12 protein-coding genes are annotated in these 15,428 nt (G+C 57.9%); 4 read left to right on the top strand and 8 right to left on the bottom strand.

Annotated features, from left to right (window positions below):
- Positions 1–33 precede the first annotated feature (33 nt).
- From ACYVHT_RS17305 to ACYVHT_RS17280, 6 genes are all read right to left on the bottom strand, one after another.
- Positions 34–2,892, bottom strand: coding sequence for a DUF1156 domain-containing protein (locus ACYVHT_RS17305; RefSeq protein WP_460554696.1), 2,859 nt, complete (start codon positions 2,890–2,892; stop codon positions 34–36).
- A gap of 17 nt (positions 2,893–2,909) precedes the next feature.
- Positions 2,910–6,440: a helicase-related protein gene (locus tag ACYVHT_RS17300; protein ID WP_460554693.1), complete on the bottom strand. Its 3,531-nt coding sequence runs from the start codon at positions 6,438–6,440 to the stop codon at positions 2,910–2,912.
- A gap of 393 nt (positions 6,441–6,833) precedes the next feature.
- On the bottom strand, positions 6,834–7,343 hold the full coding sequence (locus ACYVHT_RS17295; protein WP_460554690.1) for a hypothetical protein: 510 nt from the start codon (positions 7,341–7,343) through the stop codon (positions 6,834–6,836).
- Positions 7,344–7,381: 38 nt separating this feature from the next.
- Positions 7,382–8,272 (bottom strand): helix-turn-helix transcriptional regulator, encoded by an 891-nt coding sequence (locus ACYVHT_RS17290; RefSeq protein ID WP_460554687.1) that lies wholly within the window; start codon positions 8,270–8,272, stop codon positions 7,382–7,384.
- 52 nt (positions 8,273–8,324) lie between these two features.
- On the bottom strand, positions 8,325–10,019 hold the full coding sequence (locus ACYVHT_RS17285) for a DUF262 domain-containing protein (RefSeq protein ID WP_460554684.1): 1,695 nt from the start codon (positions 10,017–10,019) through the stop codon (positions 8,325–8,327).
- 504 nt (positions 10,020–10,523) lie between these two features.
- Entirely contained in the window at positions 10,524–10,886 is a 363-nt protein-coding gene (locus ACYVHT_RS17280) for a hypothetical protein (protein WP_460554682.1), read from the bottom strand.
- Positions 10,887–11,156: 270 nt separating this feature from the next.
- On the opposite strand from ACYVHT_RS17280, the gene ACYVHT_RS17275 reads away from it, so the two are divergent.
- The 3 genes from ACYVHT_RS17275 to ACYVHT_RS17265 all read left to right on the top strand — a co-directional run bounded on the left by ACYVHT_RS17275 (position 11,157) and on the right by ACYVHT_RS17265 (position 13,250).
- On the top strand, positions 11,157–11,504 hold the full coding sequence (locus tag ACYVHT_RS17275; RefSeq protein ID WP_460554680.1) for a hypothetical protein: 348 nt from the start codon (positions 11,157–11,159) through the stop codon (positions 11,502–11,504).
- A 26-nt stretch (positions 11,505–11,530) separates the two neighbouring features.
- On the top strand, positions 11,531–11,953 hold the full coding sequence (locus ACYVHT_RS17270) for a hypothetical protein (protein WP_460554677.1): 423 nt from the start codon (positions 11,531–11,533) through the stop codon (positions 11,951–11,953).
- A 304-nt stretch (positions 11,954–12,257) separates the two neighbouring features.
- Positions 12,258–13,250, top strand: coding sequence for a hypothetical protein (locus tag ACYVHT_RS17265; protein ID WP_460554675.1), 993 nt, complete (start codon positions 12,258–12,260; stop codon positions 13,248–13,250).
- 35 nt (positions 13,251–13,285) lie between these two features.
- Here ACYVHT_RS17265 and ACYVHT_RS17260 read toward each other — a convergent pair whose 3' ends face one another.
- Both ACYVHT_RS17260 and ACYVHT_RS17255 read right to left on the bottom strand, forming a co-directional pair.
- Positions 13,286–13,843, bottom strand: a complete 558-nt coding sequence (locus ACYVHT_RS17260; RefSeq protein WP_460554672.1) for a hypothetical protein — start codon at positions 13,841–13,843, stop codon at positions 13,286–13,288.
- A 30-nt stretch (positions 13,844–13,873) separates the two neighbouring features.
- On the bottom strand, positions 13,874–14,383 hold the full coding sequence (locus tag ACYVHT_RS17255) for a hypothetical protein (RefSeq protein ID WP_460554670.1): 510 nt from the start codon (positions 14,381–14,383) through the stop codon (positions 13,874–13,876).
- A gap of 549 nt (positions 14,384–14,932) precedes the next feature.
- Between ACYVHT_RS17255 and ACYVHT_RS17250 the strand changes: the two genes are divergently transcribed.
- Positions 14,933–15,337: a hypothetical protein gene (locus ACYVHT_RS17250; protein WP_460554667.1), complete on the top strand. Its 405-nt coding sequence runs from the start codon at positions 14,933–14,935 to the stop codon at positions 15,335–15,337.
- Positions 15,338–15,428 lie beyond the last annotated feature (91 nt).

Below are 15,428 nucleotides of genomic sequence, written 5' to 3'. Positions count from 1 at the left end.
ATTATATGGGTTCAATTGGCTGTGCCAACTGGTTTAAAAGTCAAAGGAAGCTTGAGTAGCTTCAACGGGTTGAGCCTGGGCCACCTCCTGAAGCGATGGCCACGCGATGATGAGTTCGTTATAAGCACGGGCATCTTCTGCTCGGCCCATTCGTTCACACTGGGTATAGAGCCGGTAAGCAAGCTGCCGGACGGACTCGGCTAATGCAGGCATTGCAGCCAGCAAGCGGCCGGTAGGCGTTTCACCCGACTGACGCAGCACCCGAATTAAATGATGCAACGCCTCCCAGGCCGAGGTACGAGCATCCAATGAGGGATGCCAAGAAGTAGGATATTCGGTGGGACGTAGAAGACGCACTTTGCCCCCAAGGGCTTCAAGTCCACCGGCTAGTTGTACCCCGGCAACGCTGGTCCCTTTCGCACGAGCCAGCACATCAGCGTCGCCAAAGGCACTGGGCGCCCAGGCATACTGGTCAAACCAAGCTAAGCAAAAGCGGCTCTCGGCGTCAAGGTCTCCTTCAGCGGTGAAAAAGTACCCATCCACTTCTTTGTTGATAAGCTTCAGGGCAGTATGTACAGACATGGGGGTGCCATCAGCTTCCAACACTGCTTTGAAGCGAGAAAACACGGCCATTCCCGGACCGATGGCTGATTGGGCCAAGTCTACCGGGGCCACAGGGCTTACGCCGTTACGACCCGCAATCATTGCTTCCAGAGCTTCAGGCAAGGCCAATCGAAGCTCGCGCATGAACTCGCGGCGAGAGACCTCTGCGGCCACTGCCTCGCGTCGATGGCATACCAAAACAATACTAGATGCCAATGCATTGCTTTCCGCCCCAATCATCCGATTGCCCAATTCTGTCCGCATAGGCCACGTTCCGGTAATGGCGAAGCCTGCCTCTATCACAGCGGCAAGGAATGCTTCCCATCCCGTTGATACAGTACCCTGAGCACTGGTATCCGACTGCTTAAAAGCGTAGTAAATGGTTGTAGGGAAAGCCGGATGTGCTTGCTCAGTCAAGCTGTGCATCGCCTCTGTCATGCCGTGCATGAAAAAGGCTTCTGCTTTAGCTACGCTTCCATGGCGGTAGGGAGTGGCTACTAATTCATCCGCTTTCGGCACTCCAATCGTGCCGAAAAGCTTAGGGTAGATGGGCTGGAGAGATTTCCTTAACCAGGTGTAGAAAAAGTCGGATAGGTCAGCGTACCCGATGTTATCATAATAAGGCGGGTCAGTAGAAACGACTTTGTCCCGACTTATTTTCTGGGTTTGGGCATCTGCTTGCGCTACATAACCCACATTGGGTGCATTCAGGCGCTCCAACACTTTGGCCAAACTTCCCAAACTCACCTCAAAGTCTCCGGCATTTCCAGCGAAAATATTCGGTTCAGCAAAGTCCCAAATCATAGGAATGGCTTGCCGGCCGAACAGATTACGCACCTGGGTTTTAGTTACCTCCCACCGACAAAAGGCGTTGCAAATGTCGCTAAGCCGGCTGATCCCCATTCCTAAATACACAGCCACTGCATCGGCATACGCTTTGGCTCCGCGTCCTCCTTCCTCAAGACCGATTCCGTCATCGGACAACCCTGCTGCAATAGCATCAGTGAGAATTGTGGTCCTCACTTCTTGCACCAGTTCGGTCAACGTGTTGAGTCCTACCAACTGGCGCGCCGTAAACAATTCCCCAAAGGTTTTTATACCGTAATTGGGCGTCTTGAAGTCGCGTGGATTGATGGGCAGTTCGGTATCTGGAATCCAGTTAGGAATGGCAGAATTGGCAACTGCTAGATGCTCCGGCCGGGGAGAGAGGTAGACACGACCTTTTGAACTCTCGACTACGACAGCAAATAAGCGCAGGCCAATTCGACCGGCTTTCCCCTCGGCACGGATGTAAGAAAACGGGATGGGGCTGCCCGAGAGCAAGCATATACCGCCTTTCCTGTTGACCGTTTCTTGAATGACGGGCCCACCTTTACCGGTTTTGACTTCAAATCTAAATTCGCTTCCCTCTACAATTGGCTCGACCCAAGCGAAGTTGTCTTTCTTTTTGGACAGCCAAAACGAGGAGACTAAGGGCGTATGGGCACCATTAAAGGCAGGGCTGGGGCTGGCCACTGTTCGGGTCCAGAGCCAAGCTATGACCTTGGTTTTTCCGCCCCCATATATGGAAGGCAAGTCTACATCCGAATAGAGATGACCGATTCGTTTTTCTGCTTCACTGCGAACCCAAGCCCCGTATCGACGCACGTCTTCGGCTAGGCCCTGTGCGCCATGCCATTTTTTAGAGAACTCCTTGATTTTCCCTTGCTTCCCTTTGGCTTGCACCGGGCCGATAGGAGTCTGTCCAGCAAACCGGGGCGGTATCTCAATCATGGCCTTGTTGATGAGAACAGCAACCGGATTCAGGTCAGAGGCATAGCTGGTAAGGCCTAGGCGCTGGGCTTCAAGCGGGATAGCACCACCACCTGCAAACGGGTCATGAAACGCAGGAAGTTGCTCGGGGTCGAACCCCGCAACCCCTTTGTTCATTTCACATGTCTCCTTCCAGCTCTTTCGGATAGCAGCTCTAGCACGTTCCAGTACAGCCTCGTTGTTCGTGTTCTCCCATTTCACCAGGTCACGGATGATATCGAACAACTCCTCTCGCTCCTGCTGGGCTTTCTCTTTGGTTTGCCCTGGGTAGGCTCCCCACCCGCGTAGGCCGCCGGGGTCGTTCACCATTTGCGAAAAGATCACGGCCCGGGCGGCGGCTAAGGGACGCCGTGCCCACCACAAGTGTAGTGTGCTGGGATGACCGAAACGAATGGATTTCTCACGAGCAGCTGCCTCGTTGATATCGTCAAGGGGAAGGGCTACTTCGATGAGTTTGCGGGGTATGCGGAGTGCCATGAAAGAGGCTAAGCGTGCTAGAGGGGAAAAGAATCGTAGTACAACGCCGGGGACACAGCCCGAGCGAGGAAGTGCTTCAGTTGATAGGCTGAGTGCACGGAACCTTCAGCCGGGGTGTCACGGGAAGTGAAGGGCTGCTGTACATAGAATGGGCCTTGGGTGCTTCCGTCGGGATGCACCAGAACCAAAGCCAGGACAAATTTATCGTGTTGATTCAAGCCGTAATGAATTTCATTGCGCGTCAGAATCACCGTGTCGTTGCCGATGCCAATGCCCTTAACCTCTAAATGCCGCTCGGCAGGAAGGCGGCCTGACACGGGAGTCGGCAGGGTAGCCGTAATGTCCCAGCCGCAGCGGGCGGCGGAAACGTCGCGGGTAATGTGTCCCAGCGCCTTCTCAGCGTCAAAGACGGCCTGCATGGCAAGCTTTTCGGTGCGGGCACGAGCGGCCGCGTCGGCGGCGAAGGCCACAAATTCGTCCTGGCCCGTGAGGCGTGCTACCAAGCCGGCGGGAAGCACCAGCGCGCCGCCCATCACCACGGGCGTAGCGGAGACGACGTGGCGCATCTGGCGCAACTCAGCCAGGCGCTGGCTGCGGCGGGAGAGCAGGGACTCGTGGTTCTGCTGGGCTTTGGCCAGGTTGGCCGGGGCCAGTGTTTTACCAGCTTCGAGTGCGCTTTGTGCCTTAGCCACCTGGTCATCCCAATACTCCAGTTCGCGGGTCAGACGCTCGTAAACCGCGTTGTAGGTTTTGTCAACAAAGGCCTCCCGGCGTTCGCGGACTTCCTGCAGGTGCGCAGGGACCAACTCCGCAGCCGCATACTTGAGGGCCAGCTGCTCCAAATCCGGCCGCGTTAGCCAGTCTTGCTGACGATATGGGTCAGCCAAGGCTTCCAGCTCTTCCGGCAAAGGCTGTAAATCCAGGTGCGGGGCCCAGCCAGCGGCCGTGGCGGTACCGTTCGGGGCAATGGAGACAAAGTGCAGCCGGCGCGAAAGCTCCGTGCCGGACGTTGCATCGGCCTCGCGGATGACATGGTCCATGAGAAACAGCAGCCGCGGTTGTTCCCCGTCGTCGTTGGGGTCCACCAACACGGCGCCTTGGCGCAAGGCTGGCTGGCACTGCTGCACCGTCAAGCTCGTCAGGGCGCGCACGAAGGGGTGCCCGGGATGCAGCAAGTCTGCCGCCGGCTTGCCCTGTGGCCGCATTAACTTCTTCTCGAAGCAAACCCGGTCGTAGCGTTCTAGCACCAAGCGCCGGTCCGCGCTTCCCAACTGCCGGTCGTGGTCGCGCAGAGAAACAGGTACATAGGAGATTTTGTAGCGGCCGGTTTCCTGCTCCCGCAATTCGCCGCCTAGGCGGCGGAAAGCCCGCTTGACGAAGTCCTGTACAAAGTAGGGTTGCAGCTTGCGGGCTTCGGCCTGCTCCATCTGCTCCCGTACTTCGTGCAAGCGCTGGGTGCCAAATATCTCCTCGCACAGCGCGTTCCGGGTGATAACGGTTCGCAAATGGTCTTCGTCGAGGGCAGTGTCCATTTGCCGGTTCAGGCGGGAGCGCACTTCGGGCTGGTCGCCGTAGCGAATGGCTTCTACCAGCAGTTCCCGAAGGGGCTTTCCTTCAAACACTTCGCCGAGCACGTCAAACACGCGGCCCTGCAAGTCCTCGCTGATGGTTTCCAGCTTCAGCAGCAAGCGCTCGTACACGCTGCCCTCCCGGGTGCCCCTCGCGACCAGGTTCCACAGGTGGCAGACCTCCGTTTGCCCGATGCGGTGGATGCGGCCAAAGCGTTGCTCCAAGCGGTTCGGATTCCAGGGCAGGTCGTAGTTGACCATCAAGTGGGCCGTCTGCAGGTTGACGCCTTCCCCGGCCGCGTCCGTGGCCAGCAGCACCCGCACCCGGTCGTCTTGGCGGAACCGGTCCTGCACCTGGCGGCGCACATCGCGTGGGGTACTACCGTCAATCACCACCACGGCCTCCGCGTCCCCGATAAGGCCTTGGATGCGGTCTTGTAGATACAGCAGCGTGTCGCGGTATTCGGTAAAGATGATGAGCTTACGGGGCCGACCGGACTCGTCGTTGATAAGCGGGTTGCTTTGCAGCATCCCGGATAGCTTTTCCCATTTGCAGTCCTGCTGCGACTCGCGCAGCTGGTGGGCCTGCTCTTCCAGCACCAACAGCCGAGCAACTTCCTCTTCCAGCTCCATGACCGTGCGAGCGGCCGTTGTACGGGTCGAGGCGTCGTCTTCCGACTCCTCGTATTCGCCCGCCGGCAGGTCTTCATCCAAATCATCCGGCAGGTCGAACGTTGCAAAGCCACCTGCCAGATTGCCTTCGGCGCCCACGCGGGCGGTTTCCTGCGCTACCCGCTCTTCCAGTCGTTCCCGGCGCTTGCGCAGCGACTTGTAGATAGCGCCGGGGCTGGAGGCCAGGCGGCGCTGCAGGGAAGTCAAGGCAAAGCCCGCCACGCTGCGCCGGCGCCCATCCGTGATGAGGTCGGCCTTGTCCATCTCGTTTTCCACGTACTGCGTCACCGCGTCGTAGAGGGCCTGTTCGGCGGGTGAGAGGTCGTAGAGGACCGTGTAGGGCTTGCGCTCCGGAAAGAGTGGGCGGTTGTCGAACGTGCGCAGGTCTTCTTTGACCATGCGGCGCATCAGGTCCGACACGTCCGCTTTGTGCACCCCATCCCGAAATTTGCCGTCAAAGCGCTCCGAGTCAAGCAGCGACATAAAGAGTTGAAAGTCCTCTTCCTTGCCGTTGTGCGGAGTGGCCGTCATCAGCAGAAAGTGCCGCGTGAGCTTGCTCAGCTTCATGCCAAGGCGGTACCGGTCGGACGGCTTTACCTCCTGTCCACTCCAGTGCGCGGCCATTTTGTGGGCTTCGTCCACAATAATCAAATCCCAATGGGAGGCATCGAGCAACTCTTCCAACGGGCCAGGCGGCTCGTCTTTTCCCGAGGTGCAATTCCGGCTCAGTTGGTCCAATCGGGCAATCAGCCGGTCGTGGCCGGCAAAGGCGTTGCCGGTAGGTGACTGATTAATTAGGTCGCGGGAGAAGATGGTGAACTCCAGCCCGAACTTTTGCAGCAACTCGTCCTGCCACTGCTCCACTAGGCTACCGGGTGCAACAATCAACACGCGCTGGGCGTCGGCCCGCATGGTTAACTCCCGAATAAGCAGGCCGGCCATGATGGTTTTTCCCGCCCCCGGGTCATCGGCCAGCACGAAGCGAAGCGGTTGACGAGGCAGCATGGACTCGTATACCGCCGTTATCTGGTGGGGTAGTGGCTCCACATCGGAGGTGTGAACCGCCATCATGGGGTCAAAAAGGTGCGCTAAGCGGATACGGTGTGCTTCCGTCGCTAAGGTGAATTGGGAAGCGTCACCGGTAAACGTCCAAGGTCGTTGCTCCGCAACTGCTTCATCCAGTTTCGCTTCGTCGGCGCGGGATAAAAATTGCTCGCTCGGCCGGCCATCTGCACCTTTGAAATACAATGTAGCGGCATCGGGACCCGCCGGCTCCAAGGCAATTACCTGAACAATCTGGTCAGACAAAACACCCCGTAAAAACATCCGGGGACGGATAGAGTCGAAACTAAGCATAAAGGGCAAAAAAGGCTCCTATTGAAAAAGGCCAAAGCGGGATAGTATCAAAGGTAGCCGGAAAGCTGATGAAGGCAAGCAGTCACGTTGCCAATTAAATTAGCCTATCATGCACTGATTTTATTAGCAAAGCTATACTTCGTGTTCCTCCGATTAGTCCCTATTTGGATGGGGTGCCGGGCGCCTGGCCTCGGCCTTTCCTCCTTTCACCATTAGGCTACGACAGCAAGCAGTACCCTGGCCCCGTGGGAAGGCAAGGCACAGTGGTGCTGACCGGCCTTCACAACCCGCTTGGAAGATTTGCTACTCGTGAACTGAAAGCAGAACATGACTTTGGGAAGCTGACTACCTAGGACCCAGTAGCTTTTTGGCCTCTTTTATCAACCGCCGTTCGTTTCGACCCTGGGTTTGTACTTCCCTTCGCTGTTCCTCGGCCTCAATTTCAGCCTCTCGCCGGGCCAATTCTGCTGCGTAGAAGGCCCGTTTACGCTCAATGTGGGCAATAGCGGTTTCGGGCCCGTGCTCGTCCTGGTCTACCTCGGGCATTTCCAGTCCTATCCAAAATTTCAACGCGCCTTGGTCGAAATGGTCATCCTGCATGAATAGCAGGTGGATGAATTGGGTTTGATTGTTTTCTACATACTGCTCGATGTGGCCGGATAAGTAGGTAAAATCCATGTACGGCACATGGCTTTCCACTACAAAGCGGAGCATGTGCTGGTCGCTCTCCCAATCGCTAAACCCTACGCTTAAATAGGTCATGTTGTCCCGGTACGCGAACCAGGGCGTGTCTTTGGTCAGGGGCAGCTTCCCCCCATAGTACTTATAGCCTGTGCAAGCGGCAATCGAAATCATGAGATACTGGTTTTAAATCTAGTAGGGAACTTCGTTTCCTACGTGTTGCATTCTGCCAAGGCCGCAGTATGAATGTGCTTCATTTGCGCTCGTAGCGAGGCGGGCGCCAACACCCGCACCTGGTCCCCAAGCGAGAGCAGTTCCATGAGCAGGTCGTGGGTGTTGTACACGGTCAGCTGCAGCAGTACTTCCTCGTCCGTGTCGACCAACACCCGCTGCGACGGGTGCAAGGGAAACGACTTGAGGTACTGGCCCTGGGTCGGTTCCAGGGCTAGTACAATCTCAGCCGGCGGCTCATCGTCCGGGCGAATGATGCCAAAGCAGTGCGCGTAGTAGGTATCCGCGCTGAACCCGGCCGGGGGTTCAAAGCGCTGGGCCGTGGTTTCCACGGCCCGCATCCGGTCGAGCCCGTAGCAGCGCAGCCCCTGCCGGGCTGGGTCAAAGGCCAGCAGGTACCAGCGGCCCTTGAACTCCTTCAGCAGCAACGGCCCCACGGTCCGGGACGCGGGCGCTTCGTCCCAGAACTTGTGGTACTGAAACTGCACTTGGCGCCGCTGCTGCACAGCCCGCAGCAACGGCTGCAGCCACTCCGTGCCCTGGGGCCGGCGTTGTTCCCACTGCACGAACGGGCTCAACGCCGCCGGCAGCCGCAGGAACTCCTGCAGCTCAAAGGCATCGAGCAGGCGCTGGTAGCCCGCGGGCAGCGGGTCGGCGGTGGTAATGCGGTAGCCCCCCGCGCGTCGGTCGTGGGCAATGGTCACCCCGAAGCGCTCCGCGATATGGGGCAAGTCACGCTGAAACGTGCGTTGCGAGTAATTCGCCGCCAAATCCCGCAGCGCGGTTTGCTCCAGCAAATAGTCCCGCAGCTCCGCAAAGGGCACGGCACGGCCCAGTTGCTGCAAGCGCAGCACCAGCAGCAGTTGACGCAAAAAATGGGCGTGGGTCGTCATTCAGGTGTGCTGGTCCTAGCCTCAGTAAACCTTAGTCCACATCAACCCAGTGAGATTCAGCAAAAGCAACGATGCGCTTAGCCCGTTCCCTAATCTCTTCTTCCCCCCACTGATTGCTGGCACCCATTAACTTGGCAATCTCTTGGTCTGCTAAACTGGTCGTAATTTGATACGCTTCGGCTTCCTCGGCACTGGTATCGCTTTTACGGGAATTAGGGCCTTGCGGCATCAATGCCAGATTTCCCAGGTTATGAAGGTACTTCTCCACGAATTCAGGTGAATAAGAGCCGTTTTGTGGGGTAATGTGGTCCAGCGTTTGCCGCCAATCGGTACGGCCCCACGAGTTCAACAAGTCAGCGCCCGCCATGCCTTGGCGTTTGACTTCCTGCCGCAGATGATTTTCATAGTTCCACAGCAGATAGCGGGTCGTGCGCTCATAGTGATTGTCGCTCACCAAGCGGCGTTTGAAATCACTCGTAAATGACCAATAGGGCTGAAAACCATGCGCTGCACGCCATTTCAGGTCCGCTATAAGCTTTTGCGAGTCACCGCGATAGTTACGGGCTAGGCTATGAAAGTCGTTTGTGCGGTAGTTGCTGACAGAATACGCTTTTTTAAACAGGATGATTTCCATTAAGCGATACAGCCGCTCCCGCAATTTCTCGTCCTCGTCCCTGTAATGGTACCGCTGGATAGTCAGTAGCAGTGGCCAACTGCTGCTCGCATCCAAGTGCAGCACGCCTGTTACGTTGCTGTAGCCCCGTGCTAGCAAGTCGACCGCCTGGACAGTATGGAAAGAATCGCGGAGCATCTCCGTATAATTCCGAATCCAACTAGGACGCTGCTCAGCTGGCACATCTTTCAGGGCTTGCTTGACGCCTTCGAAGGCATCATCGCCTCGACCAAAAGCGGCATTGTGGTAGGAGAACACCGCGTTTTCATTGACGCTAATTTCTTCGCTGAGCTTGTACATTTCCCCAAAGCGGCCCTCTACATGGCTGATGGTCTTTTCTACTTCCTCGGTAGCATCGTCCAGGTATGAACGGTGCATGAGGTAGGCCTTCAGCTTTTCCAATCCCGTTAGGCTCAACCCCCGGTCGTTCTGGAAAGCAAATATCTGAGTGGCTTGGACCTTATCCGTGACTTCGTACTTGGTGATGCGGGCGCCTTCTACAAGCTGGTGCCAATGCAACAGGGTTGCCGTTTCCTCGCTTTGGAAGCGTTTCTGAAACAAGGATGACGCTTCTTGCAGCCGCTTTTGGGCCTGCCGCTGCTTATTGGGCTTGGCATCGTGCTTGTTGTGCAGAATGGCTTGCTCGAAGTAATGGTGGTCGTCGGGCACCGTACTCAAACGTGCACGATTTCGAAATGTCAGGTAACGCTCCCGTATCCGCCGTGGCTCGACCGGGTCGCCCTCGCTGTTGAGCAGGGCTTCGCCGCGGTCTTCCCGAGCCTGCAGCTCCTGCGCCAGGGCACTGAAGAAAATGACCGCCGTGGTCATGCGCTGCTGGCCGTCGATGACGTTGAAGTGCGGCTTGGTGGCGTGGTGCCGTTCGAGCAGGAAGTGTCCCAGATAGTAATCCTTGCCCGCCGGTTGTTCTTCCAGGTCGGTCAGGAATTGTTTGAGTTGCTCGTCTTTGCGCCAGGCGTAGGCGCGCTGGTAGCTCGGGACTTGGTAGGCAAAATCTTCGCTTTCAAAAAGGGATTTAAATGTTTCAGCGGCCATAAAAAGAGGGTAAGGGAAGGTGCAAGATAAGGATTGAGACCGGTGGGCAAAGCCCCTTTAGAAGGAGGGTGGGTTTTCACCCAAGTGAGCCGCTAGCACCTGCAGAATGTGCTCCCGCACCCACCGGGTGCCCCACCGCGCAAGCCCCGCAGCATCGACGCCGTAGTGGCGCTGCGCGGCATGCCAGCCCGCTTCGCCGATGACCGCTAATTGCACCAGGCTAACCCCCCGGTTCGGGTATTGCCGTGCTACCGCGAGCACAAAGGGGGAACGGTGGCCAGCCGGGGGTGCTGCGCGAGGCAGGCCGTGGGTTCGGAGTCAGCGGCAACAATGCGCAAACGACGCAACATGGGGCAATGGGGAAAAAGATTAGCGCCGGCTTAGCAGCAGCAGTACTTGTATGCTGGTGCCCAACCCGGCCTCCAGATTGTGTCCAAAAATGACCTCTGCCTGATGGTCTACCTGGCTTACCAGGTATTCCACGAGTTGGGTCAGTTCGTCCATTTACAACTCGGCTTCGGTGCCGCTCCGAATCACCAGCAACATGCGGCGGGCCGGCAACGCGTCATCGCCTAGTTGAGCGGCCTCCCGCCACAACCGGTGCCCGGCATCTTCCGCCCGGGTGGGGCCACTGGTCCTGACCATCCCAACGAGGAGAGCGGCTGCGCTGGCCAATACCTCCCACACGTCGTGGTAATCCACATTCACATCGCCGGTTTCAGCCAGCATGAGCTGCACGACCGCCCGCAACTGCTGGTCGGCGGCCGGAGTCATCTGCTGGAGCGCTGGGGTGGCAGCAGCCGTCTGCCGCCAGGCCGCCAGCAGCAGGTCCGCCTGGTCTGCCCCGCTGGCGAGGGCAGGAATCAAGGGGCATGTTGGGGTCTCTTTCATCCGTTTTGCACGAAGGTGGCCGCCGACGGCGCCAAAACTTGTCGCGCTGGATCAAGCAGATGCAAATGGGGCTCACATACCTGTCCGCGCCTGGCCATTGTGGGCGACCTAAAGGCCCGCACAGTCACTGGTAGTCCGTGTGTGCGAAACCGGGATTATGCGTAGTTTCGCCGGCTTATCCTGCGCCCATTACCTGCCGGGCCGCAACTTTTAGATCCTCGTTCGCCCGAACGCCTTTGCTCCCTGATGGACCATTTCAACACGGCCAATGCGTTGGCCTTTCTGGTGTTTACCCTCTTTGCCCATAACCTCCAGCTCTACGCGAAGGACTTTCGGGGCGCCAGCCAGGCCGTTGGGGCAGTCGTCTCCATTGCAGGCCTAGCCAGCATGGTGGCCGAGTATGGCTTCCTGCTTTATTATGGCTACAAAGTGGTCTGGTGGGCTCCGATCGTGCTCTTTGCGGCCAGTCTGGCCCTCATGTTCGTGACCGGTCGCCTGCAAAACCGGGTGGGGGCACCCACCTTGGGCTTGCTGGGCCTGCTGGTTGCCCCCATCTGCGGTTACCTCATGTTCACGAGCCTGCCCGTTCACTAAGCTTTTAACTGACCTTTTACGCGGCTATGAACACCGGGCTCTCCCCTGCAGCAACCCAAACCATCATCGACCTGGGCCATGCGTTCAATTGGTATGCCTACGCTCAAAAAACGTGGCCGGGACTGGATGATGCGGGCCTGCACGCGGAGATGGGCCAGATGCTGCAGTACTTGAAGACCTCGGCAAAGCTCTACCTGCGGGCGGACGATAACTTCGCCGTCAACAGCTACCTGCACCGCACTTTCCATCACTGGGGGTCTCCTCCGGAAGCCTATACCGACTACTGGTATGACATGGCTTTCTTATACCTACACCTCTACCGCTTGCCCATTTCCCCTGACTACCGGCACCTGCTCCACGCCGGGTGGGTGAGAAGACCCAAAGGCGCGGCCGAAGCAGCAGCGGCGGAGATTCGCCAAGCGCTCCGCCGTACCCCGCCGGCCTGCTGAGTGCGCGGGCCCAAGTAGCCCTGCTACGGTAAATGACTACTCCGCCCTATGATGACCTACCTCCTCGCGTTACTACTTGTCTCGACGCCACCGCGGCCGACGCCGGTGTACATCTGCCAGGGGTCGGCATCCTATGCCTACCATTCGTCGACTCGCTGCGAAGGGTTGACCTGGTGTACCCAATCGGTAAAAAAGCTCGCGAAACCAGGGGCCGTCAAGTTAGGACGCCGCCCCTGCGGCCGCTGTGTTGGCCGTTAACGATTGCCGCCCTATTGATTACCCCTTCGCCCCTTAGACATTCTGCATGCTACGGCTTATCAGCGACCCGAAACAAGTCAAAAAACTCTACGCAGAATTCCGGCAGCTGCTGGAGAGCAAAACCCTTTTTCCCGTCCATCGCCCGGATTTTCACATTGGGCACCGGGGCGGTACCGCCGCGACGGATGCGGATTATTCGCCCCAACTAGATGTCTGGACGAGTCCGGGAAATCTGCAGTGGAATGCCTTCGGGGTGGGCAAAAGCCCGTCCATGGTCGTGCAAATCAATTTTCAGGAGTACGCTCTCAAGCCCCGCCGCGTCGGCGCGGCCTTTGCGCTGGACGAGGCAGACAACCCCGTGGTCATCCACCGAGGCCACCTCGGCGGAGGCAAAACGGGCGTGGGACTTAGCCTGATGCTCAACGAATGCCGGGCCGAGCATGTGTGGCTCCGCGAGGAGGACGGTCAGGAAACGGAGTGTTTTGTAGTCGGCCAGCTGCGGTCCCGCTTCTTTGCCCAGCAGCTTGCCACCTTCGTGTGGGAGGTACACCGGGTAAAAACCCTGGGAAGCGTTTCGGGGCTGAGCGGCATTGCCGCGTCCTTGCTGCCCATCGATACCAAAGGGTTTACCACCGAAAAGACGGGAACCGGCACGCGCATTACGAGTGGGCCATCGGAGCTGACGCATGGGCTCGTGGTCAACGAACTGGCCAAGCGCTTGGGCAAAACCGCCACCCGCCACGGTTGGGAGGTCCGCAACGACCGCCACCGGGACCTGATGCTCACCGAGGGCAACAGGCTACGGGTGTTGTTTGAAGTAAAAACTGGGGTGAGCACCCAAAGCATTTGCACCGGCTTGGGCCAGTTGCTCCTTTACAGCGCGGCCGAGGCCGCCGGCCTGGTGCTGGTGTTGCCGGAGAAGCTGCCGGCCGACGTGGTAAACCAGCTGAACCGGTGGAAGGTCCAGGTGCTCTACTACAGCTGGAACGATACGACCCCCCGGTTTCGCGACTTGAGCAAACTGCTGGCCCGGCTGTAGCGGGCAGCGCGTGCGTTGGTGAGGTCTCCGGACCCTCATACCTGGGCAAGGTCCCACTCCACCAGCAGGAAGTTCTCGGGCTGCAGGCCTACCTGCAGGCCGGCCTCCACCCAACGCGGCTGCGTAGCGCGGATCCGGTCTTTTTTAAGGCGTTTGAGTTCGGCAAACACCACGGATTGGCCGTTCCAACCGACCACATCCCAACACCCCGCGTAGCTGTTGCCGTTGGCCTGCGCCATTTGATGGAGCAGGTCCCGCACTGCCGGGTCCGGTATAGGGTCGTGCTGCTGGCCAGCGAGGCCGGCCTCCGCCCACGCCGTAAAGTGGTGAGGGGTCATGGCCCCGGCACCGTAGGTTTCCACCCACCGGGCCTGCCAGCCGGCGAGCCGGAACAGCTCGTACACGCAGAGTTCGGCAAAAACCGGACGGCCACCGAAGTCAATCAGCGGTTTATTGCCGAAGGTGTTGCGGATGGGGTCACCAAGCCACGGGCGTAGCTGCAATTCGACTTTCGGAACCGTCAGCACCTGACCCCTTCCGGTCAATGATTCCGTGGTCGTAGGTCTCAACAAGGATGGATAGGCGACAGGCATAAGGCTGGGTGACCAGAAGTGGGATGTGGACTATTCAAAAGCAGATTGCTGGTACGCCGTCAGCGTGTAACCGCCGTTGTAATAAGCCGATAGGGTAAACATGACATCGCCTTTGGTGTACGACCGAATATTGAACTCCCCGTTTTCACTCTCCCGGTCCTCCCATTTCTTATATCCGGCGTTCAGCAAGGCCGTTGCCAATGCTTTTACCTCACCTGCTTTGGGACGCTTGGTGCCGAATTGAAAGGCAACGCAAGCACCGGATTTATTAAAGACATCCATGATGGCATAATTGCCCGGGTGCAGGTAGCCCTTCCCCAAAAGCTTCTTGTTGGTTAGCTGAGAGAGATTTTGGGCAAATTCCTGAGCAATGCTTTCTGTCCCCTCACTTGGCTTGATGCCTTTCGTAGTAAGGACCGCCTCAATCGAGCTTTGACTCTTTGCCAGAAAACCTCTGGCTTCCGCTATAGTCAGGATGCTTTGGGCAAAGGCTTCAGAATTTGCGCACAGGGTCAGTAGTAGTACAAACAAGTAACGCATCGGGCAAATGTAATCGTACCAGGTAAAGTCCTGGACTTTTATTCATGGCCGACACATCGTTGCTACTTCGCTGCGGGCGGTCAACGGCGGGCGCGATAAGGCTTTGCTACCCACACACCATGGGCTTGCTGCAGGTACCGCAGGGCAGCCTGGTCAAACACCAAATCAAAGTAGGGGTCAAACTTCAGTAGCCGGCCAAGCAATACGGGCTGCTCACCGGGAGCATCCTGTCGGTCGATGATGAGCGCTTCCACCGTTCGTGGTTCCAGGGTCCTGTGCAGGCCCAGTGCGACAACCGCTAGTCCTTCCTTTGTTTTACCTAAAAACAGAGGCGTTGTAAACCAATCGTTTTCCTCCGAGCGCGACCTGGTATACCTGGGGTATGGCTCATCAAGGCTGGTCACGGTGGGCCCTTTTTAAGAACGCGGCATATCCCGAGTCGGTGGGTTCCGTAAATTTACAGCCTCGTAAGAGCTCACAAAAGCCCGTCGCGCCGTAATGGTGCGGCGGGTTTTCTTTCCTCCACTATTCTCTACTACCCTGCGTCTGATGATGTTCGATGAAGATTCCGCGGAACGATTTGAAGCCGATTTTCCGGCATTTGATGCGTCCCTGGGCGTGATGTATGAGGATGCCTTGCGACTAGTACGCGGACACTTGCGCTCCTACCTGCCGGCGGGACTGCCTGGGCTGCTGGAGATTTGCGCAGATTTAAATCTGCCGGTCACCCGCGAGGAGCTAGACCGCGTGTATTACGGGCCCCTAACGCAGCAGGAACCGAAGCTGATTGGCTACCTGTTGCGCGTCTTTGGCTACCAAGCACGGCAATTAGGCTTTGATGTGGGGCCCGTGCGGGGCAAGATGCGCTACATGTTCTTCCTGGCCACCCAGGGCCGGCTGAAGCGTTTTCAGGCGGAGCTGACCACTTTTGATGCCGACCCGCTTTCCAAGTAGCTGTCTTGTAACGGAGTACTTAGATCGCATTTAACAGAAATTCCTAGGCTAAGTCGCCCCCCGACAGGGTCGATTAATAACAGAGTGTTCG

The sequence above is a fragment of the Hymenobacter daeguensis genome (assembly GCF_054780555.1).
The sequence above is the reverse complement of the archived record's forward strand: the minus strand, read 5'-3'. Positions and strand labels throughout refer to the sequence as shown.